The 25,886-nt window shown below is 61.5% G+C and carries 27 protein-coding genes; 4 read left to right on the top strand and 23 right to left on the bottom strand.

Translation table 11 applies throughout. From position 1 onward, the window contains the following. Positions 1-314: 314 nt before the first annotated feature. Positions 315-2,372: a ParB/RepB/Spo0J family partition protein gene (locus tag K420_RS0107895; RefSeq protein ID WP_010792640.1), complete on the bottom strand. Its 2,058-nt coding sequence runs from the start codon at positions 2,370-2,372 to the stop codon at positions 315-317. 79 nt (positions 2,373-2,451) lie between these two features. Further along, positions 2,452-3,276 (bottom strand): DUF932 domain-containing protein, encoded by an 825-nt coding sequence (locus K420_RS0107900; protein ID WP_010792639.1) that lies wholly within the window; start codon positions 3,274-3,276, stop codon positions 2,452-2,454. 528 nt (positions 3,277-3,804) lie between these two features. Here K420_RS0107900 and K420_RS0107905 point away from each other — a divergent pair. Beyond that, positions 3,805-4,470, top strand: coding sequence for a DUF6988 family protein (locus tag K420_RS0107905; protein WP_010792638.1), 666 nt, complete (start codon positions 3,805-3,807; stop codon positions 4,468-4,470). Positions 4,471-4,499: 29 nt separating this feature from the next. On the opposite strand, the gene K420_RS0107910 is transcribed toward K420_RS0107905, so the two are convergent. Both K420_RS0107910 and radC read right to left on the bottom strand, forming a co-directional pair. Beyond that, positions 4,500-4,850, bottom strand: a complete 351-nt coding sequence (locus K420_RS0107910) for a DUF2958 domain-containing protein (protein ID WP_010792637.1) — start codon at positions 4,848-4,850, stop codon at positions 4,500-4,502. Positions 4,851-5,130: 280 nt separating this feature from the next. Further along, on the bottom strand, positions 5,131-5,640 hold the full coding sequence (radC, locus tag K420_RS0107915) for a RadC family protein (RefSeq protein ID WP_010792636.1): 510 nt from the start codon (positions 5,638-5,640) through the stop codon (positions 5,131-5,133). Between the two features lie 580 nt (positions 5,641-6,220). Here radC and K420_RS0107925 point away from each other — a divergent pair. The 3 genes from K420_RS0107925 to K420_RS0107935 all read left to right on the top strand — a co-directional run bounded on the left by K420_RS0107925 (position 6,221) and on the right by K420_RS0107935 (position 7,482). Then, entirely contained in the window at positions 6,221-6,523 is a 303-nt protein-coding gene (locus K420_RS0107925) for a hypothetical protein (protein ID WP_010792635.1), read from the top strand. A gap of 19 nt (positions 6,524-6,542) precedes the next feature. Beyond that, positions 6,543-7,013 (top strand): hypothetical protein, encoded by a 471-nt coding sequence (locus K420_RS20690; RefSeq protein WP_194286655.1) that lies wholly within the window; start codon positions 6,543-6,545, stop codon positions 7,011-7,013. 109 nt (positions 7,014-7,122) lie between these two features. Further along, positions 7,123-7,482: a hypothetical protein gene (locus K420_RS0107935; protein ID WP_010792633.1), complete on the top strand. Its 360-nt coding sequence runs from the start codon at positions 7,123-7,125 to the stop codon at positions 7,480-7,482. Between the two features lie 198 nt (positions 7,483-7,680). Here K420_RS0107935 and K420_RS0107945 read toward each other — a convergent pair whose 3' ends face one another. The 19 genes from K420_RS0107945 to K420_RS0108035 all read right to left on the bottom strand — a co-directional run bounded on the left by K420_RS0107945 (position 7,681) and on the right by K420_RS0108035 (position 25,884). Then, on the bottom strand, positions 7,681-9,558 hold the full coding sequence (locus K420_RS0107945) for an AAA family ATPase (protein ID WP_010792632.1): 1,878 nt from the start codon (positions 9,556-9,558) through the stop codon (positions 7,681-7,683). Continuing rightward, the gene (locus tag K420_RS0107950) at positions 9,555-10,049 is read right to left on the bottom strand and encodes an ABC-three component system middle component 2 (RefSeq protein WP_010792631.1); all 495 of its coding nucleotides are present in this window, start codon (positions 10,047-10,049) and stop codon (positions 9,555-9,557) included. Before K420_RS0107950 ends, K420_RS0107945 begins: the two co-directional genes overlap by 4 nt. Beyond that, entirely contained in the window at positions 10,046-11,134 is a 1,089-nt protein-coding gene (locus K420_RS20695) for an ABC-three component system protein (protein ID WP_010792630.1), read from the bottom strand. Before K420_RS20695 ends, K420_RS0107950 begins: the two co-directional genes overlap by 4 nt. Next, complete coding sequence (locus K420_RS0107960) at positions 11,131-12,126, bottom strand: restriction endonuclease (protein ID WP_010792629.1); 996 nt, start codon at positions 12,124-12,126, stop codon at positions 11,131-11,133. The genes K420_RS20695 and K420_RS0107960 overlap by 4 nt, the downstream gene beginning before the upstream one ends. Before the next feature lie 69 nt (positions 12,127-12,195). Further along, positions 12,196-12,519: a HigA family addiction module antitoxin gene (locus K420_RS0107965; RefSeq protein WP_027457586.1), complete on the bottom strand. Its 324-nt coding sequence runs from the start codon at positions 12,517-12,519 to the stop codon at positions 12,196-12,198. A 257-nt stretch (positions 12,520-12,776) separates the two neighbouring features. After that, positions 12,777-13,847 carry a PDDEXK nuclease domain-containing protein gene (locus K420_RS0107970; RefSeq protein WP_010792628.1) on the bottom strand — a complete coding sequence of 357 codons (1,071 nt, stop codon included), beginning with the start codon at positions 13,845-13,847 and terminating at the stop codon, positions 12,777-12,779. After that, a complete protein-coding gene (locus K420_RS0107975) occupies positions 13,844-15,049 on the bottom strand; it encodes a tyrosine-type recombinase/integrase (RefSeq protein ID WP_010792627.1) in 1,206 nt (401 codons plus the stop codon). Before K420_RS0107975 ends, K420_RS0107970 begins: the two co-directional genes overlap by 4 nt. A 220-nt stretch (positions 15,050-15,269) precedes the next feature. Next, positions 15,270-16,157, bottom strand: a complete 888-nt coding sequence (argB, locus tag K420_RS0107980; protein ID WP_027457587.1) for an acetylglutamate kinase — start codon at positions 16,155-16,157, stop codon at positions 15,270-15,272. Between the two features lie 86 nt (positions 16,158-16,243). Continuing rightward, complete coding sequence (locus K420_RS0107985) at positions 16,244-16,660, bottom strand: Hsp20/alpha crystallin family protein (RefSeq protein ID WP_027457588.1); 417 nt, start codon at positions 16,658-16,660, stop codon at positions 16,244-16,246. A gap of 60 nt (positions 16,661-16,720) precedes the next feature. Continuing rightward, positions 16,721-17,173 (bottom strand): dihydroneopterin triphosphate diphosphatase, encoded by a 453-nt coding sequence (gene nudB, locus K420_RS0107990; RefSeq protein WP_027457589.1) that lies wholly within the window; start codon positions 17,171-17,173, stop codon positions 16,721-16,723. Beyond that, positions 17,170-17,598, bottom strand: a complete 429-nt coding sequence (locus K420_RS19670) for a barstar family protein (RefSeq protein WP_051453012.1) — start codon at positions 17,596-17,598, stop codon at positions 17,170-17,172. Before K420_RS19670 ends, nudB begins: the two co-directional genes overlap by 4 nt. Next, on the bottom strand, positions 17,595-17,963 hold the full coding sequence (locus K420_RS0108000; protein WP_027457590.1) for a ribonuclease domain-containing protein: 369 nt from the start codon (positions 17,961-17,963) through the stop codon (positions 17,595-17,597). The genes K420_RS19670 and K420_RS0108000 overlap by 4 nt, the downstream gene beginning before the upstream one ends. Positions 17,964-17,972: 9 nt before the next feature. Continuing rightward, positions 17,973-19,772: an aspartate--tRNA ligase gene (gene aspS, locus K420_RS0108005; protein ID WP_027457591.1), complete on the bottom strand. Its 1,800-nt coding sequence runs from the start codon at positions 19,770-19,772 to the stop codon at positions 17,973-17,975. Positions 19,773-19,789: 17 nt separating this feature from the next. After that, on the bottom strand, positions 19,790-20,404 hold the full coding sequence (locus K420_RS0108010; RefSeq protein WP_027457592.1) for a DUF502 domain-containing protein: 615 nt from the start codon (positions 20,402-20,404) through the stop codon (positions 19,790-19,792). Then, on the bottom strand, positions 20,404-20,658 hold the full coding sequence (locus K420_RS0108015; RefSeq protein WP_027457593.1) for an FmdB family zinc ribbon protein: 255 nt from the start codon (positions 20,656-20,658) through the stop codon (positions 20,404-20,406). Before K420_RS0108015 ends, K420_RS0108010 begins: the two co-directional genes overlap by 1 nt. A gap of 70 nt (positions 20,659-20,728) precedes the next feature. Continuing rightward, positions 20,729-21,580 carry a prepilin peptidase gene (locus K420_RS0108020; protein WP_027457594.1) on the bottom strand — a complete coding sequence of 284 codons (852 nt, stop codon included), beginning with the start codon at positions 21,578-21,580 and terminating at the stop codon, positions 20,729-20,731. Next, positions 21,580-22,803, bottom strand: coding sequence for a type II secretion system F family protein (locus tag K420_RS0108025; protein WP_027457595.1), 1,224 nt, complete (start codon positions 22,801-22,803; stop codon positions 21,580-21,582). Before K420_RS0108025 ends, K420_RS0108020 begins: the two co-directional genes overlap by 1 nt. 14 nt (positions 22,804-22,817) lie before the next feature. Continuing rightward, entirely contained in the window at positions 22,818-24,533 is a 1,716-nt protein-coding gene (gene pilB / locus K420_RS0108030; protein WP_027457596.1) for a type IV-A pilus assembly ATPase PilB, read from the bottom strand. A gap of 79 nt (positions 24,534-24,612) precedes the next feature. Beyond that, complete coding sequence (locus K420_RS0108035) at positions 24,613-25,884, bottom strand: HlyC/CorC family transporter (RefSeq protein WP_027457597.1); 1,272 nt, start codon at positions 25,882-25,884, stop codon at positions 24,613-24,615. Positions 25,885-25,886: the final 2 nt, after the last annotated feature.

Raw genomic sequence — 25,886 nt, forward strand, 5'->3', positions numbered from 1 at the left:
ACCGCGCCCAGGACGGAACGGCCTGGGCGCGGTGCTGATCGCGGTTATTCCTTCGTCTCGATGAGCCACCACAAGACGCGCGGCAAGGCGCGGCCCGTGATGGGATGAATGTCGGTGAGGTCGGCGCGGGCTGACCAGCCCGAGGGCGGGCGATAGCCGCTACGTCGCCTGCGCCGTGCCAGCGGCGGGCGCGTACTGTGCCGGGGGCGTAGATCGCCGCCATGCGCGGGCGGCTGGTGGCGGTGTGGATCATGGAGCTTCTCCTTCCAGCGAAGCGCCCCGGTCGAGGCCGGGGCGCTTGCCTTCGGCGCGGGTCAAGCGGCCAGCGCCTCGGCGGGTTCATCCGCCATTGCTTCGGCATCCTCCGGGGCGTCCTGCTCCGGGCTTTCCTCCTGCGCGGCATCCTGCGGGTCTGCGGCCTTGAAGATGGCGGGCATCCAGCCCGTGCCATCGGCCAGCCGCTCGGCTTCGCTGGCAATGTCGGCCTTCTTGAGCTTCGCCAGCCGGTTGATTTGCTCGGGCGCGTACTCGCCCACGGCATCCAGAATCACGGCCTTGGAAACGTGCTTGAAGTAGCCTTCTGCGGTCGGCTTCCACCATGCGGCCATGTCGAGGCCCACGGCCTGCGCCAGTTCTTCGCCGCGATGGTGCGTCGTGGCGCGGGGCGTCACCACGTCCACCGTGGAAGCCACGCACACGGCCAGCAGTCGCACCAGTTCGTCTTGCGGCTTCGCCAGCAGCGCGGCGAACAGTTCGGCGCTGTCCTCTGGCAAGGCTACACCGGCCACCTGTTGCAGTTCGCGCAGCGCCACGGCGGCGGGCGATTCCGGCCAGTCCGGTGCCATGCCTTCCAGCCGGTCTTGCGCCGTGAGGCGCACGCCGAGCGGCAGGCCATCGCCGTAGGCGTCGGGCTGCAAGACGGTCTGCACCATGCCATGCACCAGTGCGGCCAGCGCGACATGCGGATGCCGGGCGACTTCGATTTGCAGCGCCGCCGTGCGGTGGGCGCTCAACCGCTGCGCCAGCCGGTCGGACAGGCTCGCGGCCTTGGGTGCGTCGTCGGCGTCCTCGTGCTCGTCGTTGGCGACTTCGCCTTCGGTGTTGCCGAAACCGCGCCGCAGCTTTTCCAGCGTGCGCAGCGCCTTGGCCTCGGCTTCGCGCAGCAGGCCGCGATGAATGGCGGCTTCGCCGTTGCGGTCGATGGTGACGATGACACCGGCCACCTCGCGCACTTCGGGGGCATAGCCCTGTAAGGCGTCCTCCGCGTCTTGCAGTTCGCCGATCACCTGATCGCGCCGCCGTTCCAGCTTCTCGGCCTTGGCCTCGTCCTCGTCCTCGGCGTCGCAGGCTTCTTCCAGTTCGGCGTCGATCTTTTCGAGGCGGGTTTCCAGCGAGGCGATGCGGCGGGCCTCGCGGGTGGTCGGCTCGCGGCGATGGCGCGGGGCGTTCTGGAACGCCTGCCGTTCCTCGTAGGCCAGATGCGGCACGGCCTCCACCCACGCCCAGCCCTCGGCGCGCACGTCCTCGGCCAGCGTTGCCAGCTTGTCGCGCACCAGCGTTTCCAGCACTGCGGTATCGGTGAGGTAGGTTCCGGCATCGCCTTCTGCGAACAGGTCGCGGCGGATGCCGCCGCCTGCCTGCCGGTAGGTGTCCAGCCCGACGAAGCGCACCAGCGCGTGCGCGGCGTCGATTTCGCGCTCGGTCAGGCGCTCGCGCAGCTTGGACGGGCTGCGCTGCCATTCCGGCGCACCATAGAACGCGGCTTCCTGCGCGGCGTGGTCGTCGGTGATGGTCAAGGCCATCAACTGTTCCAGCGTGACGGTTCCAGCGCGGTAGTCGGTCATCAGGCGCGGCGAGACGTTCGCCAGCTTCAAGCGGCGCTGCACCACCAGCGGGGACACGCCGAAGTCGGCGGCAATGTCTTCGACGGGCCGGCCTTCCTTGACCAGCGCGGCGAAGGCCGCGAACTGGTCGGCGGGGTGCATGTTCTCGCGCTGCACGTTCTCCGCGAGGCTGACGGTACGGGCGGACGCATCGGCCACCAGCAGGCACGGCACTTCATAGTCGGCGGGGATGCGCTTCTTCTTCGCCAGCAGCTTCAAGGCGGTCAGGCGGCGATCACCGGCCACCACCTCGTAAGCCTCGCCGTCTGCGGAAAGGATGACGATCAGGTTTTGCAGCAGGCCGATGCGGGCAATGCTCGCGGCCAGTTCGGGGATGGACTGGCGCGGGGTCGTGCGGACGTTGCGCTTGGAGCGGCGCGGCAACAGTTGCGACAGCGGAACCAAGATCAGGTTCTTGGTCGGGTCTGCCGCTTCCAGCGGCGCGGCGGCTTCGATGGCGACGGTTTCGGTTTTGAGTACGGCGTTCATGGTGATAACTCCTTGCGGTTAGGGATGCAGCAGCGAGAGAAGCGGCAAGGGCTGCTGCCTGCCCCTGCCGCGTGGGGATTCAGGCTTTCAACTGGCGCAAGCCATCGGCCAGCAGCCACAGGGAGCGGTTCAGGCGCACGTTTTGGTCAATGCCTTGAACGGGGCGGGTTTGCTGGCGGCGTCCGTTGGCGCTTCGCCCGGACAGTCCGCCCTTGGTCAAGTTCTCCTGCGTGCGGTTGAACACACTCCACAGGTCGCGGCGGTCGTCGTCATGGCGGCGCGGCATCAGGATTTGCGATTCCGTGATGGGCGCGGGCTTGTCCTCGTCGTACTTCAACGCCAGCGCAGCGCGGGCGAACACTTCCGATTCCCCTGCGTCCAGCGTGATAGCGCGCATGGCATCGCGGGATTCCTGCGCCCGGTCGAAGCCGTGCAGGACTTCGTATGCGCCTTCGATCACCTGTCCGGCCACGTCGCCCTTGTGAGGCACGCGCACGTCGGCCACGGTATCGCCGCAGACAAGGCCATTGCTGCAAACGAAACGAAACATCCCGGCCAGCATCTGATAGCTGCTGGTGCCGTCATGGGAGTTCAGCAGGATGATTTCGTTGGCCTCGCGGCCGTTGATCTGGCTGGCGTGGCGCAGCCGGATCATGTGCTTGGTGTAGTCGCGGCGGTCGTCGTGGCGCACGCGGGTTTGCGTCACCATGAAAGGCTCGAAACCTTCCCCGCGCAGTTCTTGCAGCACGGTCGCGGTGGGGATGTAGCTGTACCGCTCGGAGCGGCTTTCGTGCGGGGCGTCCGCGAAGATGGACGGGGCCACGGCCCGGATTTGGTCGTCGGACAAGGGACGTTCCGAACGCAGCACCGGGGAACGGGAAGCGAAGCGGGATGCGAGTTGCATGGCATTTCTCCTGACAAAGAAAAAAGGGTTTGCTGTTCACACCGCACACCGGATTCCTAGATTCGGAAGCCCAGCCTTTCGGCTGTTCGGTGCGGTCGGCACGAGGAACCCGGTTGGCCCTGTTGCCACCGTCTTTCCTGAGTTCATCGCCCGCGACGGTCAGGAGCGCGCGAACGGGTGCCGTCAAGGAGGCAAGCGCAGGGTTGGTGCGGCCCGCAGGCGCAGCCGAGGACACGGCCCTGCGCGCCTTGACGGCACACGGGCGCGGGCTACAGTCGCGGTGAAGGTGATGAAGTCAGGGGAGACGGCTGGACATGGCAACGGCCCCTCAACACGCCGACCGCACGGCAAGCGAAGCGCGCAGGCCCGGATCTAGGAATCCGGGCCGGAGGCGTCAGCCGAGCGGAGCGAGGGAACGATGGAAGCCCATCAGGGGCGAGACGCCGCAGGCGGCTCGATGCGAAGCACGACAGCGCGACCGGCCATGTCTGCTTGGCCGGGGACGCACGACCGTCCTACCATCCCTCTATGGAAGAAACCATCATCAACAACGACCCGTTGGAGCACATGCTTCACCGCTCCAATGCCTTGCACGAACGGCTGGATGAATTGCTGGGCAATGCCGAGTTCGATGGATCGCCCCGTGGCGAATCAGCCCTCGGCATGTGCTTGGTGGCTATGGAACATGCGGCGGCAATGCGAGCGTTGATGTCGCTGCGACTGCCCACGTCTGCCGTCGGCCTCATGCGCCTGCAGTTCGAGGCCCTGACACGGGCAATGTGGCTGCTCTACGCAGCTAGCGACGCAGCGATCGACAAGTTGCTGGCGCCACTGACGCAGCAGAGCGAACAGGCAGCCAAGAACTTGCCTGGCGCCAGCGAAATGATTGAGCAGATCGGCAAGCGAGTCGGACAAGGCGCGCCGGCAGCCGCGCACCAGATGCTGTTGCACTTCAAGGATGTGACCTGGCACGGCATGAACTCATTCGTGCATGGCGGCATTCATCCGCTGCGGCGTAGTGCCGACGGCTTCCCGGTCGATCTTGCGCTGCAAGTGCTGCGCAGCTCGAACGGTCTGATGACCATGACCGGCATGACGATGGCAGTTCTCACCGGCGATGAAGCCGTGGCCAAGCCCGTGAGCAAGATCCAGCCGGCATTCGCCGACTGCCTGCCGGATCTGCTGAGACCTTGAACGGGGCTTCTTGCGACGCCCCGCGCAAATCATTGGACGATTCGCCCGGCCAGCCGCGCATCGCGCGCATAGGCGCTCAACCGCTTTTCGGCCCGGAAAGACAGGTCTCGTTCGATTGGCAGGCCCAGCGCGCCGCTCACGGTTGCCAGTTCGCCCAGGCTGACCCAGCCGATTTCCGGCATCCCCAGGCCCAGGTCACAAAGACCAAAGGCGTGGTCGTGGTCATCGGGATCAATCTCGGTCAACAGCCAGGTCGCGCCGGCATCCGGCGTGAACAGCTTGACCACGGGTGCCGGATCGAAGTCCGGGTTCTGCAAGGATTCGCGGCCATTGGCCAGCAGCACGACGCGCTGCTCGTCGGTGATGAATGCGCAGTTCATGGTGAACTCCTGAAAGGTTGCCGGGCGGAATTGCCCGACCCTTCCGGGGCACGGCGCAGCGCAAGCAGTCAGGGGGCAACGACGGCCGCCAGGACGCCAGCGCCAGCGGCGCGCAGCCCTTGACGGCGAGAACGCCGTGGCACGATGAAGGGAACAGCAAGACCGCCTCCCTCGTACGTCCACGCAACTCGGTTTTCGGCAAGTGCGCAGCACGCGCAGGCCCGCGAGGGCCGGAGTTGCGCCGCCGGGCGCAGCAAAAAGGGGGCCGAAGCCCCCTTGGTTAGATCAGGCCGCGCTCGGCGAAGGATGTGGTGCTGCTGCCCGCCACGATGATGTGATCCAGCGTGCGAACATCCACTAGTGCGAGTGCCTCCCTGAGCCGCTGCGTCAGCGCCCGATCAGCGGCGCTCGGCTCGGGATTGCCGCTCGGATGGTTGTGCGAAACGATGACCGCCGCCGCATTGAGCCGCAGCGCCTCCTTGACCAGCTCGCGCGGATACACCGATGCGCTGTCGATGGTGCCGCGGAACATCTCGGCATACTCGATCAAACGATGCTGCGAATCGAGGAACAGCACCGAGAACACTTCGTGCTCGAAGCCAGCCAGCTTGGCGCGCAGGTACTCCTTGACCGCCGCCGGCGAACTGAACGATGCACCGCGCTGCATTTTGTGCTCGATGGCTTGGCGCGCGGCCTCCAGAATCTGGTCTGCCGTCGCCAGCAGGTAGCGGCCTTGTGCATCGCGCACCATCAGCGAGGCATCGAACGAGGAGAAGGACAGTTGCGACATGATCGTGCTCCGGTTGCTCGGGCGGAATTGCCCGGAACCGTGGCCAGCACGGCGCAGCGCAAGCAGTCAGGGGTCGCAGACGGCCGCCAGGACGCCAGCGCGCAAAAGCGCGCCGCCCTTGACGGCGAGAACGCCGTGATACGGTGAAGGGAACAGCAAGACCGCCACACCCGCCCACTGCACACACTCGGATTTTTTGGCAAGCGGAGCGCGCAGGCCCGGATCAGTGAGCCGGGCAGGAGGCGTCAGTGATGGAAGCCCGCATGGGACGAGACTCGCGCAGCGAGGCTCGATGCGCAGCACGAGAGCGCGGCCGACCGATTCATCGGTCGGAGACGTACCAACTCGCTCACCGACTAAACCGCGGCCAAGAGAGGGGCGTCAGCATGTGAAGCCTTCACCAGCGAAGCCAGACGCTTCAGCTTGGTATCGCGTACTCAAGACTGGATATTTCGAGCGCAAGAAACAGAGAGCGCGAACGGAGGCGAATCACTACGCTTGATTCCAAGCGAGACATGGAACGTCTCACTGCCATGAGCCCGGCACGTCGCCGGCTTTGGCTTCACGCAAGGAGTCCGCCATGTTCATCCGATTGATCCAGCCAAGTACCTATGCAGACCTCGGCGACGTTTGGCTCCGCGACCAGCTTGCACGTCTCACGCAGAAGCATGCGCAATTCGGAGGGCATTACCGAATCGAAGCTGATGCGGTACTGGCGCGGTTGGCATGCACTGCCAGATCGGCGAGAGAGGTGGCAGCCGCTGCCGCCGTGCAGGCTTCAACTGGCGACCACTTCCGGCGGGCAACGATCGAGGCCATCGAGTATTGCAATCGTCTGGAAAGTCGCGTCACTCGTGCTGCCGCAGCCGTCATCGCGCACTGATCGCTGCACGAGATCGCTGTTGTCCTCGAACCTGCACGATCTGACAATGCTCGTCATTCCCAGCGAGTTCTTGCCGATTCATCGGCTCGGTACACCTCCGTATGACGAGTGGATGGCCGTGCTTCCCGACAACACTGAAGTCGTCGTTGCCGATGTGGCAGGCAAGCCCAGCTCCATCGGGATTGAGAAAGCCATCGCGATCGTGCAAAGCCGTGCCTATCTTGAGGCGCGGGCGCGCCAACTCCTCGTCCCGCTCGGTATGGAGGATGGCGAATGGCGACTGATTTCCATCGACTTTGGCAGCGAGGCGCAGCACCATGATTGCGAATTTTTGATGTGCTTCGCCTTCCAGGCGGCGATGACCGATCCTGCGGGCACGAGCCCATATGTCGAAGTCGGCTTTGCGTTGCCGGCGAGCTTGAGCGTCGGCCCGAGTTTCAGCCCGATGTTCGTTTTGATGATTCAAACGACAGCGGGGCTCGATGGATGACATGGCGAGAACTGGGTGGCTTTGCCGGGCATGTGGCGCAAGAAGTGGAGTCCACAAACGTGCTTGTCGCCAAGACCGAAGAACCTTATGTCGGATTTGGTGATGCAGGATGCGTATCGAAAAACGCAAGGTCGGGAGCAAGCGAAATCTCGTGAGCAGCTTCATCACTGCCTTCGTGGGTTCCGGCTCCGTAGAAAGCGTCTGCATCAAGTTCGCCATGTTCGATGGCACCACACGGCTCTCGTACTGGGAGCCCAGGTGGTTTCAGGCCCTTCATCAGTGCATCGAGTATTACAGCGGCATGCACTACTACGGCTCCGACCTGCAACGCACCGCAGAGGAACCGGGCTTCTTCGCCAGCCTCCCCAAACGGCATGCGGTTCGGACTATGGAAGACGAGAAGCCCCATCTCACCGAAGAGGATATCAAACGGCGAAAGAGCGATTCCCTGTCGCGTCGCTGGCGGTGATCGATGAAGGTGCGACTTGTCGCATTGAATGCACCTACCTCAACGGAGATCGCCGGCTCGAAGTGCTGCCCGCTTACATCGCAATGAACCTGTGCGCGTCATTGAAAACCAGTGTCGATCTGTCCGACCTGATCGCAGTCGAGCCTGGCGGGACCGGGTAGCTCCACGTCGCAGGGGTGTGCACCCAGCACTAAGACATCATCCTCCTGAATCAGCCACAAAAGGGAACAAGCCGTATCTGCCGTGATGTGGATTCTTACCAAACATCAGTGACTGCTCGCGCTTCATGATTGCATCAGGCGGATCAGTGTTTTCGACCACGATTACCTGTGTGTCGATGGGCAATGCTTCAAGGTAGGCATAGAACTGCTCCTGAAGATCAGTGCCGGTCAAATCATCTTCCGTCCCATCAGGCTCCCGATACGCGAGCAAGGGAGAGTCAAGAACAACGAACCCAGTGTGCGGCGTTTGGCGCGCTCGACAGAACGCTAGCAGCCCGAGCGTGAAGGCCGCGTGCGTGATTGCGCGAAGGCCCTTACCAAAAGCACTGCGCGACTTGCCGGCGATGACAAGATCGCGAGTCTTGGAGTCGAAATACACATCCCCGGCTTCTGGAAAGTGCCAGCCCGTCAGAATGTTCTCAACAGTCTTGGCAAAGCTGTGAGTCACAGTGGTTGGGAGGTCTGTGTTAGCAAGCGCCCCAGCCTTCTCGCCCTCGGCGCCCTTCTCAAGATCGGCACGGCGGCGCTCCATGTCTTGTACGGTGGCGTAGAGTGCCAATGCCTCACGCACCTCGGCGCGTTTGTCGGCGAAATCAGAATAGGACTTGCGAAGGGTCGAAAGCCTAGGTGCGATCAGTTCTTCCACAGCGTCGGAAATTGATCCCAATTCCTGAACGACTGAAGGTAGCCTACGATCGAAGCTGACACTCTCACGCTCAAGATTGCGGACAGTGGCTGCAAGCTCTGCTCGCAGTACTTCGATCTTAGCGATCTCCATCCGGGCAGCCTGAACGACAGCATCGGTATCCCCGTTGCATTCGGCATCGGCGCGATGATGAGCGGGCGCTGCACCACAAAGGGGGCAGTGCCCACCACCTAGCACGTTAAACAGTGTCCCTCCTTCTTCAATAGCACGCAGCCGTTCGATGTCGGATACGTAGTGCTTGTCTAGCAGGCTGAACCGCTCAAGCATCGCCCCGACCTCTGCTCGTCGCTCGCGGCTTTCCTCCAGTTTTTTTCGCAGTTCACGTCGCTTCCCCGCAGCTTCCTGGAATTCTGCTTCAGTGGTGTTCACTTGGCCCGCCTGCTGACGCAGCGAGGTGTCGATCTTCTCTAACTGCTCCTCTAACTCCTTCGGGCTTTTGGTCAGCTCCCTGAGCCGCTCGCGGTAGTCGTCAAGAAGCTGATCAAGAAGTTGTAGCTGTGCCTCACGCGACAGTTCTTCCGGTTCGCTCTTGTTGTTCGCGACCAGCGCCGAGTCGTCCGTGCCCGTCAGAAGTAGCTTGAACGTTGCGAGGTTGGGCGTATTGGCGGTGGGATTGCCATCAAACAGAGGGGAGCTTTGTTGCGTGATCTCCGTCTCGTCGACGATCATCAGGCGCGCAATGTTGCGAAAGCTCAGGCTGTTGGTTTCGTTCCTGGAATTCTTGCGGACGCGCTTGCCGCGAAGACCGCACAGCTCCAGTAAGAAGGAGGAAAGGTTTGCGTCATTCCTCTCACTATGTTTATCGTCAAGCTGCTTGTATGAAATGTCGGTCGCAGGTGGCGTCTGATGCAAACCGTCATAGAGCCGAAAACCGCCGCCGTCCATACTGCGCCAGAGCGTGAAGGGCTTACCGTCAAGTGTCTCAAGTCCGAGAAGAATGAGGTCGTATCCGACACGCTCCGGAATGTCACGCAGGGGCGGCTTGCCACCGAGCATGAAATCGATAGCCTCAACGATAAAAGATTTCCCGGTGTTCGACGCGCCATAGATGACATTCAGGCCGGGACCGAAGGTGACACTTGATGGCTGCTTCTGCGGCCCGTAGAAGCCGAGAAAACGCAGGCGGAAACCGGGAGTTGCTGCTGTCATGCTTCTCCCCCCAGACTTTGCTCAACGTGGTGAAATTCCTCGACCCATTTATCGAAAAATCGGCGCATCATGCTCTTAAATTGTTCGTCCGTGAGACCACCGATGGCTTCGACAAGCCAAGTGGCACGCTCCTTGAGGGCTACCAGGTAGTTGGAAGACACCGACGACAGAAACGTGGTGGCGTTCTCGCCCGCACCGTACTTGATGCCGTCGGCTGTAACCTCACGCGCCACCAGGTCACGGGTCATCATCAGAAGCAGCGACTGCTCGACCAGTTTGCGGCGCACGAGCATTTCAGCAGAGGGCGTCGGCGTCGGAGGATGCAAATTTTCCGGACCGTCGAGATCGCCTGTATGGACAAGTAGGTAGTCAAGCGCGACGAGCCGCTGGAGGTCATAGGTTTGCGGGTAGGCAGCGCCCAGAATCGAGACCGCGCGGATACCGGCCTCAAGCGGACCATTGAAGGTGATCGGCTTACGCTCCTGGTTCATGATCGTGTCCACCGTAGGCGATCTTCATTCACGAGCTGATGGCAGATTCCATCCCGGTCTTTGGGGTTCGTGCAGGTGATGAGGGCATTCGCCGTGATTTGCATGTCGCGGGCCGCCTTGGTTACGGCGCAGACCTTTACGTAGCCATCGGCATGACTCGCGTCGTGTGTGTCGATAACGCCGTCGTGAATGTCGTCGAGCAAGGACTCAAAGGTGCCAGGCGGGACACCATCGCGGGCGAAGACGCGCAGTGACTCTGCTTCGTAGAACGCTTCGCGCTGACGACGGAAGTGATCTTTGAGCTTCTGCACAGACAGCCCAGAGGGGTCGGTCACGACCGCCCCCGTGTGCTCACCGTATGCGCCGAGCAACTGCGTCACATAGCGACTTTCGGCGGAAGCGACCTCTTGAGGAGGCTTTTCCGAAGCAGGTCGCGGTCGCAGTCCGCCACCGAAGCGCGCGGCGTGAGCCGGCGTAGTGCGATGATCGTCAACGAGCTGCAGTGCGGTCTTGGCGTCGAAGATGGAGAGGTCGAAGGCGTCTACGTAGGCGCGGAGCTTTGCGTCGAGTGGCACCGTTTGTGTGCTAGTGATCGCATCTTTTACGTTCTTATCCCAGTTTGCAATCAACTCCTCGCGCAGCTTCGTAGCATTCGAAAACAGACGGCTGAGTGATGTGCCGGCACCGTGCGGCGAAACAAAGAAGTAGCAGCGGGGAGCTGTGTATTCACCGGTGTATGAATACCAGATAACCTTGCCAAACTCGGCCCAGACGTCGCTGGGCCTGAGGGCATGGTCGTAGTGTTTGCACTGGTAGTTGTCCCAGGCGCCCTTCAAGCGCGCGTCGTCAACGAACCCGGCAACGTCGATCCCCATGTCGCCAGCACCCGAAAAGCGCTGGACGTGCTTGTACTTCGCTGCGAGGCAATAGTAGGCCCACTCTTCAACGAACCCTTCCCACTCGACCGGCGAATAGGTCAACAGCCTTTGCTGCGGCGGAATGACGGGGCCATTCGCCACCTGCGCAGCGGTGACCGCATTTGCAGGGCTTGGTGGCTTGTTGATGTCTTTCCAATTCGCTGTCATGACCCGCCACCTCCTTGAACGTCATGAGGGCGGAAATACGGGTTCTTGTGTATCTGCGCCGCCTGGATTTTCTTCGTGAAGAACTCAGCAAGGTCGTCCTGCTGATTGAGCAAATACACGATCTCTTGAAGCGTCGAGAGGATCAAGACCTTGTGTTGCAGGAACTCGCGTACCGTGTGAATCGCGGGTTCTGTGTAGTCACTGGCAGAAATGAAGATGCCACGCACCTCGGCGCGCGACATGAGGCGAACAAGATGCTCTGAAATCTCGGGCTTGCCTACCGGATCGCGATACCACTTCATCTCAACGAAGTACAGGGTGCCGCCGAGTTCAATAACCCCATCAATTTGCTCCACGATTCCTTCTCCGGCCTCGCCAACGAGGTGGAAGGCTTTGCGGACAAGAACGTCGTAGGCTTGAAAGAGATTGTTGATGGCGGCTTCCAGCATCTTGCCGCGTTGCTGTGCAGTCGCCGTGGAGCCAAACAGCGCATACAAATCCTGCTTGGCATTCTCGATCCTGGCAGTGCGCTCGCGCTTCTCCGCCGTGATCCGCTGCGTCTCGGCAAGGCGCGCTTGCCGCTCCTCTTCGCGAGCGTTGTTCATGCGTGTGAAGGCGTCCTTCTGGTTGACGACTTCGCGGATGCTGGCGACGAGGCCCTTTGCTTTGAGTTGGTCATCTGGCCAGCACGAGTCGAAGTTTGCAAAGTCCACAACGCGTCGCAGCACCTCTCGCCGCTCTCGCAGAGCAGATTCCCCCTTTGCGTTGAGGCGCTCAAGCACAGTGCGCGCCATCTGATACTTGTTGACATCTTTCGGCGCGGCCTTCAAGCGGGCTGCGATGTCAGAGGTCATGCTGTCAGACACACCTGCGCCTCGAAAGAAAACCAGCACGTCGGTTTTCGAGCGATTGAGCAGCGGCAGAATATCCACAAGAAGATTGAATAGCTCCGGTGGATAGTGGAACGTGATGTCGGCTGACCCGTCAGTCATGCACTAGCCCTCAAACACACATCACCGATGTGAGAAAAGGTTTTGTTCTCCCTTGTCATAAATCCTTTCCTACACGGTCTTCGCATGCCTGTTGGCATTGGCGTCGCGAGCGGTTGGCCCCGTGGGGAGTGAGCTGATAGATCGTCCCGACTCAGCTTCCGCAATCTCCAGGTCGCACTGCACCTGCAAGCTCATCCAGAACTGTGGGGTATCTCCGAACCAGTGGGCGAGTCGCAACGCCGAGTCGCCAGTGATCCCGCGCTTGCCGTTGATGATCTGAGTGATCCTATTGGCGGGAACGTCGAGTTGACGCGCCAGCTCAGTCGGCGACACGCCAACGGCTTCAAGCCGTTGGGCGAGAATTTCACCCGGATGATGGACTGCTACCGTCATGTTGCGCTTCAGAATGAACGGGCTGTCGCCCTTGCTTTCAGTGCTTGACTAACGTCAGGTCAAAAATATTGACGATGTACGTCAATCGTACATTACTTTTTCTTACTTGTGCGCAATGAAAGTGCGCAGTACGCGTTGGACCGAGGCGGCCGGAATGCGTGAAAGTTCAAAGCCGAAACGCAGTGATTCGGCATCAAGCGCGGGACAACGGCCGAGAGCGTGAAGGCGCTCCGCTCCGCCGTGCCCAAATGCTGCTATCAGGGCGAGGTGCCGTCCGTCTTGCGCTGCTCGATCTCCAACTGCGCCCGCTGGGTGGCCTGATGCAGCCGCTCGGCCAACACCGCACGCGGCGGCAAGGTGGTCAGATACTCGGCAACGTGGATGCCCGATTTGTCCAACTCCAGTAGCTCGATCTGCTCGGACTTCTTGCCGGTGCAGAGAATGATGCCCAGCGGCGAGGCTTCTTCCGGCTCCCGTTCGTGCTTGTCAAGCCAGCGCAGGTAAAGCTCCATCTGCCCCTTGTACGCGGCCTTGAACTCGCCGACCTTCAGCTCCACTGCTACCAGCCGTCGCAGCTTGCGGTTGTAGAACAGCAGGTCGAGGTGAAAATCGTCGCCGTCGATCTGGATGCGTTTCTGACGGGCCACGAACGTGAAGCCCACGCCCAGCTCCAGCAGGAAGGACTCCATTTCGCGGATGATCGCCGCCTCCAAGTCGCCTTCCTGCCAGGTGTCCTGCAGACCCAGGAAGTCGAGGATGTACGGGTCGCGCATGACTAGGGCGGGCGACATACGCTGGGCATCGTGCATCGTCGCCAGTTCCTGCGCGATCATCTCGTCCGGCTTCTTGGACAGCGCCGTGCGCTCGTACAGCATCGAGTCGATGCGCTCGCGCAGCGTCCGCACGCTCCAGCGTTCGGCGTTAGCCATCTGCGCGTAGTAGTCCCGCTGAAGCGAGTCTTTCAGCGGCAGCAAGGCCACGAAATGCGACCAGCTCAATTGTCGTGACAGCGTCACGACAATTGGCTCGTCCGGGTAGGTAGCCGCAAACTGCACCATCCGGCGCAGGTTCTTGTCCGCGAAGCTGCGGCCGTAATCCTGGACAAGCTGCGCGGCCAGGGTCGGCAGGATTTCCTCGCCGTACCCGGCCCGCTGGCCGGCCAGCACTTCCGTATGGATGCGCTGGCCGATGCGCCAGAACAGCAGGGTCAATTCCGCATTGACTGCCGAGGCGGTGCGCTGCCGCGCCGCCTCGATCAGCGCCCGAATGTCGCCCAGCAGCACCAAAGGCGCTGTGGACGATGCAACCGATGTTTTGCGCGTGGTCATGCCACCACCTCCTCGGCATACCGCGCCCCGGTAATCGCCTTGCGCCGGTTTGCTACCAGTTCGGCCGCCTCGCGTACCGGCTTGTCCTCGGTGTGGACGTAGCGCATGAACATCGCCACGGTCTTGTGCGCCGTCAGCGCCATGCCGACCTTGACCGGGATACCTGAGTTGGCAATGTCGGTGGCCGAGCGGTGCCGGATGCCGTGGGTGCCTACGTGGCTCACGCCGGCGCGCTTGAGGATGCGTGTCCAGCCGCCGTAATACTCGCCCGTGGTCAGATGCTGCCCCGGATGGTTAGGGGACGGGAAGACGTGCGGGCAATTGTCCTGGCGCGGCGCGGTGGACAGCAGCCGGAAGGCTTCCTCGCTCAAGGGCTTGGACATGCCGCCTGTCTTGCTGTCGGGCCAGACCACGCGCCGGTTCTCCAGATCCACCCAATCCCATTGAAGAGTGACGATCTCGGAGCGCCGGCCCGCGAACTCGAATTGCAGCCGGATGGCCAGCGGCAGGATCGCGTGGTCCAGCCCCAGCCCGTCGGCTTCCAGATAGTCGAGATGCCGGAACAGCTTGCCCATTTCCTCATCGCTGATGAGGTGGGTGGCTTTGCCGTTGGGGTACATCGGGACATGGCGGCACGGGTTGGTGCCATCAGGCCGGTAACCCCACACCTCGGCCAGGTTGAACATCTTGCGCATCACGCTGAATGTGCGGTTCGCGTCCGCCGGTTTGTGCGCCATCTTCTTCATCGCCCCTGCAATATCCGGGCGCTTCACGTCCTGCACCTTCATGCGGCCGAGCAGCGGAATGATGTTGTTATTGATGCACTTCTGGTAGCCGACTTGGGTGCTGGGCTTGTTGCGCTGTTTGGAGTGGTCCTCCATGAACTTCTCGCACAGTTCCTTGACCGTGGGGGCTGCTCGGGCGGCGGCTTTGGCCGCGCCGGGGTCGCCGCCTCGGCGAACCTCGGCCAGCCACTCTTGCGCCAGCGAGCGGGCTTGTTCAACCGTCAATTCCCCGTACAGGCCCAAGGCGGGCTTGCGGCGTTCACCGGCGTTCGTGCGGTACTGAACCATGAAGACCTTGCGGCCCGCTGGTGTAACCTTGCATAGGAAGCCGGGCACCATCGTGTCCCGGAGTTCGACGGCCTGCGCCTGGGGTTGTGCCGCATCGACTGCGGACTTGGTGAGCTTGATCTTCGCCATGATGACTCCTCGGAAAGACCCGATTCCCAGGAGCCTTGTAGGGGCCAGCAGAAGGGAAGCCAGGTCAGGTTTCGGAAAGCACCGGCATATGTTGAACTCGCCTAAGTTATTGATAAACCTGCTGTATCGGGCTTCGGCGTAGTCCAGCAAAGTTCGGTGCTGGAGTCATGGTGAAATGAAAAAGCCCGCTGCTGCGGGCTTGGTGGGTGTCGTAATCGCCTCAGTGCGACTTGATCATGGTGCCGACACCGTGGTCGGTCAGGATTTCGAGCAGCAGTGCATGCTCGACCCGGCCGTCGATGATATGCACGCCCTTCACACCATTGCGGGCGGCGTCGAGCGCGGAGCCGATTTTCGGCAGCATGCCGCCGGACAGCGTACCGTCCTCGACCATCTCGTCAATTTGCTTGGGCGTGATGCCGGTGATCAGTTTGCCTTCCTTGTCGAGGACGCCCGGCGTGTTGGTAAGTAGTACGAGCTTTTCCGCCTTCAAGACTTCGGCGATCTTGCCGGCAACAACGTCGGCATTGATATTGTAGGTCTCGCCGTTTTCGCCAACACCGATCGGGGCGATAACCGGAATGAAGGCTCCCTTGTCGAGGTGGTCGATCAGCGACGGGTCGACCTGGGTGATTTCGCCGACCTGCCCGACGTCGATCAGGTCGCCCGGGTTTTCCTTGTTCTCCAGCATCAGCTTCCGGGCGCGGATGCAGTTGCCGTCCTTGCCGGTCAGGCCGACAGCCTTTCCGCCGTGCTGGTTAATCAGGTTGACGATGTCCTTGTTCACCTGGCCACCGAGGACCATTTCAACGACTTCCATGGTTTCGGCATCGGTGACGCGCATGCCCTGGACGAATTCACCTTTCTTGCCGACGCGGGTCAGCAGGTTCTCGATCTGCGGGCCGCCGCCGTGTACGACGACGATATTGAAGCCGATCAGTTCGAGCAGCACGACATCGCGCGCGAAGCAGTTTTTCAGGTGCTCGTCGGTCATCGCGTTGCCGCCGTATTTGACGACAATGGTCTTGCCGTGGAAACGCTTGATGTAGGGCAGGGCTTCGGCCAGGACGGCGGCCTTGGTGCCGGGGGAGAGGTCTTCGATGCTCATGGCAGGCTCCGGATGGAATCGCCGCGGATTGTACAAAGAAAAAGGCCGGAACGGGGTCCGGCCTGATCGATGGCGTGTGGCGTGGTTCAGCTGATGGTCAGCCGCTTGCTCGGGCTGGCGATGCGCTTCGGCAAGGTCAGTTCAAGCACGCCATCATTGAATTTGGCCGCGGCCTTGGTGTCATCCAGATCCTGCTCCAACTGGAAGGAACGGGAAACCTTGCCGAAATAGCGTTCCGAACGCAGCACCCGGTCGCCTTCCTTGGTTTCCTTTTCCTGCTTCACTTCAGCGCTGATTGAGACGAGATTACCTTCGACTACGACATGAATGTCTTCCTTCTTCACGCCAGGCAGTTCGGCATGAACAAGGTAGCTATCCCCTTGCTCCTGGACATCCATCTTGATCGATGGAGTTTGGGCCGGCGCGCCATTGAAGTCCACCGGACGCACGAAAAAACCGCGGAACAGGTCGTCGAACGGATCGATACGGGTGATGTTGGCCATGGTTGTCTCCTGTGTGGGTCAAACTTGCATGCAACCAATATAGGAGTCCGGGCGCCAGTTTCAAGTCCTGTTGTGCAGTCTTTCGGGGAGCAGCAGGATGGCGTCGCGGTTGCTCCACGAAAAGCAGCGCTCGGCGGCATCGCGCCAGGGGAGCCATTGCCAGGCGCGGTGTTCGTCGGGGCTGGTCGTGATGTCGACACAGGTCGGCAGGCAGAGGCTGAATACGTGTTCGACATTGACGGTCACCCCGGCGGCGTAGCGGTGCCGCCATTCAGGGAATATCTCGTAGCTGTTGCTCAGCTGCCAGTCGATGTAGTGGCTGGCCGGGAGCGCGATGCCGGTTTCTTCGGCAACTTCCCGGCAGGCGGTATCGAGCAAGGTTTCATGGCCTTCCCGGCTGCCGGTAACCGATTGCCAGAACCCCGGATGGGCGGCGCGTTCGAGGAGCAGCACATCGGCGGCTGGGGTGTGGATGACGACAAGTACCGAAATCGGCTGCTTCGCTGGCGTCATGCCTCGGGTAGTCCGGGAACGCCCCTGGCCGGGGTGTCGATTGCGATCCAGCAGGGGGAATTTGCCGCTTGGCGACTCTCGGCGGCTGCTTGCAGAACCTCGATCAAGGTCGCAAAGCTGTCGGGGTCGCTGGCGCGCAATTCGGCCATGCCGTTGATCAGGATGAGGTGTCCCTTGGCCGGCTGCCAGTCGGCATCGGTCAGGCAGTCGAAAAGGGCATCGAAATTGGCGCCGTACCAGCTCGGAAATTCCAGCGCGGTGCCGAGTCGGGATAGCACGGCATCCTTGGTGGCCGGCGAGATGATATCTGCGCTCAGGACGCGCAGGCCGGTTTTACCGGCGGCCGTGCTGACTGTCGACTGACGATGGGGGGGCAGATAATACAAGCCGGAAGTGTCGCCATTGCTGAACAGTTGGTCGCTCATGGCTGCTTGCTCTCGATGATGCGCCGGAAGGATCGGTAATGATCCTCGGTGTAGAAATATTCACCTTGCTTTCCGGCGACGATGCGACGCGGGCCGCGGTCTCGCCGCCAGGGCGACTTGACCGTGTATTCCCGGTAATAGCCACGCGGCTGGCTTGGCAGGCGTTTTTCAAAATTGCCGAAGATGATGCCGTCCCGATCATAAGGGAACGGGCCACCCTCCTTGATCAGCGCCAGGGTTTGCCGCGCCTCACGCGGCAGTTCGGCGACCGTGACCGTGTCGCTTGCCGCTTGATCGGGGCTTAATGCAAAAGCGCTTCCAACCGCCAGCCAGAGGACGAGAAGGAAGCGCAGCCAGAACGGCATGGGAGTGCGTTAGCCCTGAGCGACTTCGACCTGGGTTTCGACTTTCTGGCGCAGGCGGACGTGGAGTTCGCGCAACTGCTTCTCGTCGACCGCCGACGGCGCATCGGTGAGCAGGCACTGGGCGCGCTGGGTCTTCGGGAAGGCGATCACGTCGCGGATCGACTCGGCACCGGTCATCATGGTGACGATGCGGTCGAGGCCGAAGGCCAAGCCACCGTGCGGCGGGGCGCCGTACTTCAGGGCGTCGAGCAGGAAGCCGAACTTGGCCTGCTGTTCTTCCGGACCGATGTTGAGCGCGGCGAAGACCTTCTCCTGCACGTCGGCGCGGTGGATACGGACGGAGCCACCGCCGAGTTCCCAGCCGTTCAGCGCCAGGTCATAGGCCTTGGCCAGGCACTTGCCCGGATCGGTGGCGAGAAACTCGAGGTGCTCGTCCTTCGGGCTGGTGAACGGGTGGTGGCAGGCGGTCCAGCGCTTGGACTCGTCGTCGTACTCGAACATCGGGAAGTCGATCACCCACAGCGGGGCCCACTTGGCACCGGTGACGAAGCCCTTTTCGTGGCCGATCTTGATGCGCAGTGCGCCGAGGGCGTCGCTGACGATCTTGGCCTTGTCGGCGCCGAAGAAGATCAGGTCGCCTGACTGGGCGCCGGTGCGTTCGAGCACGGTGCGCAGCGAGGCTTCGGACAGGTTCTTGACGATCGGCGATTGGAGGCCGGTTTCATTGACCTGGGTGACGTCGTTGACCTTGATGTAGGCCAAGCCCTTGGCGCCGTAGATGCCGACGAACTTCGTGTATTCGTCGATCTCGCCTCGCGTCAGCGCGGCACCCCCCGGGATGCGCATGGCGGCGATGCGGCCGCCTTCGCTGTTGGCGACGCTGGCGAAGACCTTGAAGGCAACGTCCTTGAACGCGTCGGCGACATCGACCAGCTCCAGCGTGACGCGCAGATCCGGCTTGTCCGAGCCGAAGCGGCGCATGGCTTCGGCGTAAGTCATGCGCGGAAATTCCGGCAGGTCGACGTCGATCGCTTCCTTGAACACGCGGCGGATCAGCTTTTCCATCAACGCAGTGATTTCGTCTTCGCTCATGAACGAAGTCTCAATATCAACCTGGGTGAATTCGGGTTGGCGGTCGGCACGCAGATCTTCGTCACGGAAACATTTGGTGATCTGGTAGTAGCGGTCGAAGCCGGCAACCATCAGCAGCTGCTTGAACAACTGCGGCGATTGCGGCAGGGCGAAGAACTGGCCGGGATGGACGCGCGATGGAACGAGGTAGTCGCGGGCGCCTTCCGGCGTCGACTTGGTCAGCATCGGCGTTTCGACATCGATGAAGCCGTTGTCGTCGAGGAAGCGGCGGAAGGCGCGTGCCGTCTTGTAACGCAGCATCAGATTATTCTGCATCTGTGGCCGGCGCAGGTCGATGACGCGGTGCGTCAGGCGGACGTTCTCGGAGAGGTTTTCCTCGTCGAGCTGGAACGGCGGCGTGACCGAAGGATTGAGGACCTCGATTTCGTGGCACAGCACCTCGATCTCGCCGGATGCCAGGTTGGCATTGGTCGTGCCGGCCGGGCGCGGGCGAACCTTGCCGGTGATCTTCAGGCAGAACTCGTTGCGGACCGATTCGGCGATCTTGAAGGCATCGACGCGATCCGGATCGCAGACGACCTGCGCCAGGCCTTCGCGGTCGCGCAGGTCAATGAAGATGACGCCGCCGTGGTCGCGACGACGGTGGGCCCAACCGCACAGGGTGACGATCTGGCCGTCGAGGGAAGCGTTGAGTTGTCCGCAGTAATGGGTACGCATGAAGATTCCGAGGTTTGCTAAGTGTGAGTTACGACGCGAGGGGGCGTGGGCGGTGCCACGACACCCATCGAAATGATGTACTTGAGGGCTTCGTCGACGGTCATGTTCAATTCGACGACATCCTTGGCCGGCATCATCAGGAAGAAGCCGGAGGTCGGGTTGGGCGTGGTCGGCACGTACACGCTGACGTGCTCGCCTTCCAGGTGATTGATGATGTCGCCGCCCGGGGCTCCGGTCAGGAAGGCGACGGTCCAGCTACCCTGGCGCGGGTACTGGACGAGCAGTGCCTTGCGAAAAGCATTACCATTCGGCGAGAACAGCGTATCCGAAACCTGCTTGACGCTGTTGTAAACGGAATTGACGACCGGAATGCGGGCGAGCAATTTCTCCCACCAGACAACCAGCTTCTGGCCAATGAAGTTGGCGGCGAGCAGGCCGGTCAGCAGGATCATCACCAAGGTCAGCACGGCGCCCGCGCCCGGTATCGCGAACCCGAACAGGGTTTGCGGATGAACCGAGGTGGGGAGCAGGCGCAGCGACTGGTCCAGCGTGCTGACGATGAGCGACAGCACCCAGCCGGTGATGACCAGCGGGACCCAGATCAGCAGGCCGGTGATGAAGTAGCGTTTGATCAGCTGACCGCGCACGACGAACAGCTTCCTTCCCCTGTCTGGCAGGGGGGCGGGGTGTCAGCCTTCTTGCTGCCGCCCTTGAAATCGGTCGCGTACCAGCCATTACCCTTGAGCTGGAAACCCGCAGCGGACAATTGCTTGGCGTAGCTTTCCTGGCCGCAGTCCGGGCAGGTGGTGAGCTGCGGATCACTCATCTTCTGGAGATGTTCTTTCTGGAAACCGCAGGAATCGCAGCGATACTCGTAAATCGGCATGGGAGTCCTCCAAAACCTTGAATTATAACCGAGAGTGGTGAGGGTTATATTGGGTGTCGGGCAGCCGTTTTCAAGCGATCAGGCCGAGATAGCCGCGGGTGATCGCCTGTCCCCAGAACAGGGCAATGACGCCGGCAGCAGCCAGGTAGGGACCGAATGGAATGGGAACGTTACGGCCATGGCGGGCAGCGATGATCAGGGTGATGCCGACGGTGGCGCCAACCACCGAGGAGAGCAGGATGATGGCCGGCAGCATCTGCCAGCCCAGCCAGGCGCCAAGCGCAGCGAGCAGCTTGAAGTCGCCGTAGCCCATGCCTTCCTTGCCGGTTGCCAGCTTGAACAACCAGAACACGCTCCACAGGGCGAGATAGCCGGCAATGGCACCGATCACGGCCGAGGACAGATCGGCATAGGTGGCCCACAAGTTGAACAGCAGACCGAGCCATACCAGTGGCAGGGTGATGGAGTCCGGCAGCAACTGGGTGTCGAGGTCGATGGCGGCCAACGCAATCAGAGCCCAGAGCAGGAGCAGGGCGCCAACAGTTTGCACGGTGGGGCCGAAGTGCCAGGCGGCGTAGGCGGAAAGCAGACCGGTCAGCGCTTCGATGATCGGATAACGCGGTGAAATGCGGGCGCCGCAACCCGAGCATTTTCCTTTCAGGATCAGCAGGTAACTGAGCAGCGGAATATTCTCGAGTGCCGTGATGCCATGGCCGCAATGCGGACAGCGCGAGCGGGGGCGGGCCAGAGAGATGGTTTCCTGGTCGGGGGCGGCCTCGCCGCGCAACTCGGCGCATTGGGCCTGCCAATCCTGCTCCATCATCTTCGGCAGGCGGTGGATGACAACATTCAGGAAGCTGCCGACGCACAGGCCGAGCAGCCCGGCAATGGCAGCCAGGCCGCCGAGGGACTCCGGCAGCATCAGACCACCGACCCGAGTTTGAAGATGGGCAGGTACATGGCCACCACCATACCGCCAATCAGCGTGCCGAGGATGACCATGATCATCGGTTCCATCAGGCTGGACATGGCTTCGACGGCGTCGTCGACTTCCTGTTCGAAGAAGTCGGCGACCTTGCCGAGCATGGAGTCCAGAGCGCCGGACTCTTCGCCGATGGCGACCATCTGGGTGACCATGTTGGGGAAAAGGTTGGTGTTCTGCATCGATGTCGTCAGGCTGGTACCGGTGGCGACTTCGCTCTGGATCTGTCGGGTGGCCGCCTTGTAGACGTAGTTGCCGGCGGCGCCGCCCACCGATTCGAGCGACTCGACAAGGGGTACGCCCGCCGCGAACATGGTCGACAAGGTACGCGTCCAGCGGGCGATGACCGACTTGCGGACGATGTCACCGAAGATCGGCAGGCGGAGCAGCAGGCGATCCATTGCCATTTGCACTTTCTCGGAGCGTTTCCAGCTTTCGAGGAAAGCGTAGAGGGCGCCACCGATGGCACCGAAAATCGCCCACCAGTAGGCAACGAAGAAATCGGAAATGGCGATGACCAGCAAGGTCGGTGCTGGCAGGTCGGCACCGAAGCTCTTGAAGACGTCCTTGAAGGCGGGAATGACGAAGATCATGATCACGGCGGTGATGATGAAGGCGACGACGATCACCGCGATCGGGTAGAACAGGGCCGACTTGATCTTGCTCTTGATGGCGAGAATCTTTTCTTTATAGGTCGCTAGGCGATCGAGCAGCGTGTCGAGAATACCGGCTTGTTCGCCGGCCGCGACCAGGTTGCAGAACAGCGCGTCAAAATAGAGCGGGAATTTGCGGAAGGCCTGCGACAGCGAACTGCCGGTCTCGACGTCGGCCTTGATGTCGAGCAGCAACTTGCCGACAGCCGGATTGGCGTGGCCACGGCCGACGATATCGAACGACTGCAGGAGCGGAACGCCGGATTTCATCATCGTTGCCAATTGCCGGGTAAACAGGGTGATGTCCTTGTCCGTGATCTTGCCGCCCGTCTTAAAGCGAAGTTTCTTGACCTTGGCGCCGGTGATGCCCTGGCGCCGGAGCGTGGTCTGGACGACCGATTCGCTGGCGGCCCGCATCTCCCCGCGGACGCTCTTGCCGTCTTTATTCTTGCCTTCCCACTGGAAGGTGCTTTCCTTGACTGCCGAGGCCTTCGGTCGTGCGGTAGCCATACGAGTTCCCTTTATTAGGCGTTGGTGGTGCTAAGCATCTCGTCAAGCGAGGTAACACCCTGTTTGACTTTTAATAAGCCGGATTCGCGCAGATTCTTGACGCCTTCCAGTTTGGCCTGTTCGGCCAGGTCGAGGGACGAGGCGCCGCTCATGATCATGCGCTGCATCGCTTCGGAAATGGGCATGACCTGGTAGATGCCGACACGCCCCTTGTAGCCGGTTCCCTTGCAGCGCTCGCAGCCGCCCGGCCCATAAAGCGTCCAGGAGCCGTCAAGGTCGCTTTCCATGAAGCCGGCATCCAGCAGGGTCTGCCGGGGAACATCCATCGGTTGCTTGCAGTTGCACAGACGGCGCGCCAGGCGCTGGGCGGTGATCAACAGCACGCTGGAGGCGATGTTGAAGGTCGGGACGCCCATGTTCATCAGGCGGGTCAGTGTTTGCGGAGCGTCATTGGTGTGCAGGGTTGACAGCACGAGGTGGCCGGTCTGGGCTGCCTTGATCGAGATTTCGGCCGTTTCGAGGTCGCGAATTTCACCGACCATGATGATGTCCGGATCCTGGCGCAGGAAGGCCTTCAGGGCGACCGGGAAGGTCAGGCCGGCCCGGTCGTCGACATTGACCTGATTGATACCGGCCAGGTTGATTTCGGCCGGGTCTTCGGCGGTCGAGATGTTGATGCCATCCTTGTTCAGGATGTTCAGGCAGGTGTAGAGCGATACCGTCTTACCCGAACCGGTCGGGCCGGTCACCAGTACCATGCCGTACGGCCGGCTGATCGCGTCGAGCAGGGCGGCTTTCTGCTCGGGCTCGTAACCCAGGGCTTCGATCCCCAGGGTGGCCGAGGACGGGTCCAGAATACGCATGACGATTTTTTCGCCCAGCAGGGTCGGCAGGGTGCTGACGCGAAAGTCGATCGCCCGTGTCTTGGAAAGCACCAGTTTCATTCGGCCATCCTGCGGGACGCGCTTCTCGGCGATGTTCAGGCGAGAGATGACCTTGATCCGGGAGGCGATTTTCTCCTTGATGGCGAGCGGTGGCGTTGCGACCTCACGCAGGATGCCGTCCACGCGGAAACGAATGCGGTAAAACTTTTCGTAAGGCTCGAAATGGATGTCGGAAGCGCCATCGTTGATCGCATCGAGCAACATTTTCTGGATGAACTTGACGACGGGCGCATCGTCAATATCTTGCCCAGCGGCTTCATCGGCCTTGGCGCTGCTGTCTTCATCCAGAAAGTCGAGGTTGATGTCGTCGCTGGCCAGATTTTTGAGGGCGTCCGCGGCAGACTCGGCGTACTTGCTGACCAGCGGTGTCAGCTTGGGATGCTCGACGACGATGGGGTCGACCGCCAGTCCAGTCTGGAAACGGATTTCATCCAGGGCGCGCAGATTGGTTGGGTCGGCGATGGCAACCGACAGGCGATTACCCCGCTTGTTGAGCGGAATCACCTTGTGCGTGGCGATCAGCTTGCGGTCGATGGCATCGGCCGGGATGTGCGCCTCGTCGAAGGCATTGAGGTCGAGCAGGGGGTAGCCAAAGGTATCGGCGACGAAGCGGGCGATATCGAGCGCGCTGGCTTTCTGGCTCGTGATGATCTGTTCGATCAGCGATGATTTGTTGCTGTGCGCTTGAGCGAGCAACTGTTCCGCCTCGATCTCCTTGAGTTGCCCGGCCTGAACGAGCGCTCGCGCCAGGCCGCTGAGAGGAGGGTTTTGAGGGGTTGCTGCCATCAGATTGCGCTTGAATGCCGTTTAGATCGTTCGATGATGCTACGTAAGCACTTGTTTGTAAAGATTGCCAAGCCCGTATTCACGCGCTTTCCGGCCGGAAAAGGCGAACCGTCACGACGCTGCGGTCCTGGGTTTGCAGAATTTCGACGGCGACATCCCCCAGCTTGATGCTGATGCCTGACTCCGGGATGTCCTGGAAGTGCTCGAGGATCAAGCCATTCAAGGTCTTTGGGCCATCGAGCGGGAAATCGAGGCCGAGCATCCGGTTGATGTCGCGGAGCGGGCGTGATCCTTCGACGATGGCTTCGCCGGCTTTCGTCCAGTGCAGTTCCTGGCCGAGACCTGGCATCGAGGTGGTGAAGTCGCCCACAAATTCCTCGATGATGTCCTCCAGTGTGAGCAGGCCGAGAATTTCGCCGTATTCGTCGACAACGAAACCGATGCGCTGGCGGTTTTCCTGGAAAAATGCCAGTTGGGAAAAGGCGGCGGTTCTCGCCGGAATGTAGTAAGGCGCCTGAAGTTGATCGAGCAGGGCGGCTTCATCGAAATCAGGATCGCCCAGGCTGGCCAGCAATCGACGCACAGGCAGGATACCGATCAGTTGGTCGAGTGATTCGCGGCAGGTCGGCAGCCGGCTGTGATGGCTGGTCGCCAGCTGGTTCTTGACTTCTTCCCAGGGCTGGGCGAGGTCGAGAATCTCGATGCTGCCGCGCGGCGTCATGACATCCTCGACCGTGATGTTGTTGAGGTCGAACAGGCTGGACAGGATGGTCCGGTGTTTCTGTGGAATCAGATGGGAGGATTCGAGAACCAGGCTGCGCAGTTCCTCGGGAGACAGGTGGGGCGTGCCTGATTCCGGCTTGGGCGACAGGTGCAGCAGCTTGAGCAGGGCGCCGGCGAAGAGGTTGATGAACCAGACTGCAGGATAGAAAAAACGCAGCAATGGGGTGAGTACATAACCGAGCAGCAGGGCCAGTCGGTCAGCATGAGTGGCACCGATGATTTTCGGGGTGATTTCGGAAAAAACTAGGATCGAAAAGGTGACGGCCAGCGTGCCGGCCCCGAGGGCCCATTCACTTTCGCCGAACAGTTCGATGGCGATGACGCTGACCAGGGTCGCTGCCGCGGAGTTGACCAAGTTGTTGCCGAGCAGGATGACGCCGAGCATCTTGTCCGTCTGGGCGAGGAGATCGAGCGCCTTGCGCGCCCCGGGGTGGCCGGATTGGGCCATGTGGCGCAGGCGGAAGCGATTGCTGGCCATCATGGCCGTCTCGCTGAGCGAGAAGAAGGCTGAAAGCGCCAGCAGGACGACGAGGGTCAGTGCCAGCGCTGATAGCGGAATGTCAGACACGG

Origin of the sequence: Dechloromonas agitata is5, assembly GCF_000519045.1 — a bacterium.
GTDB lineage: Bacteria > Pseudomonadota > Gammaproteobacteria > Burkholderiales > Rhodocyclaceae > Azonexus > Azonexus agitatus.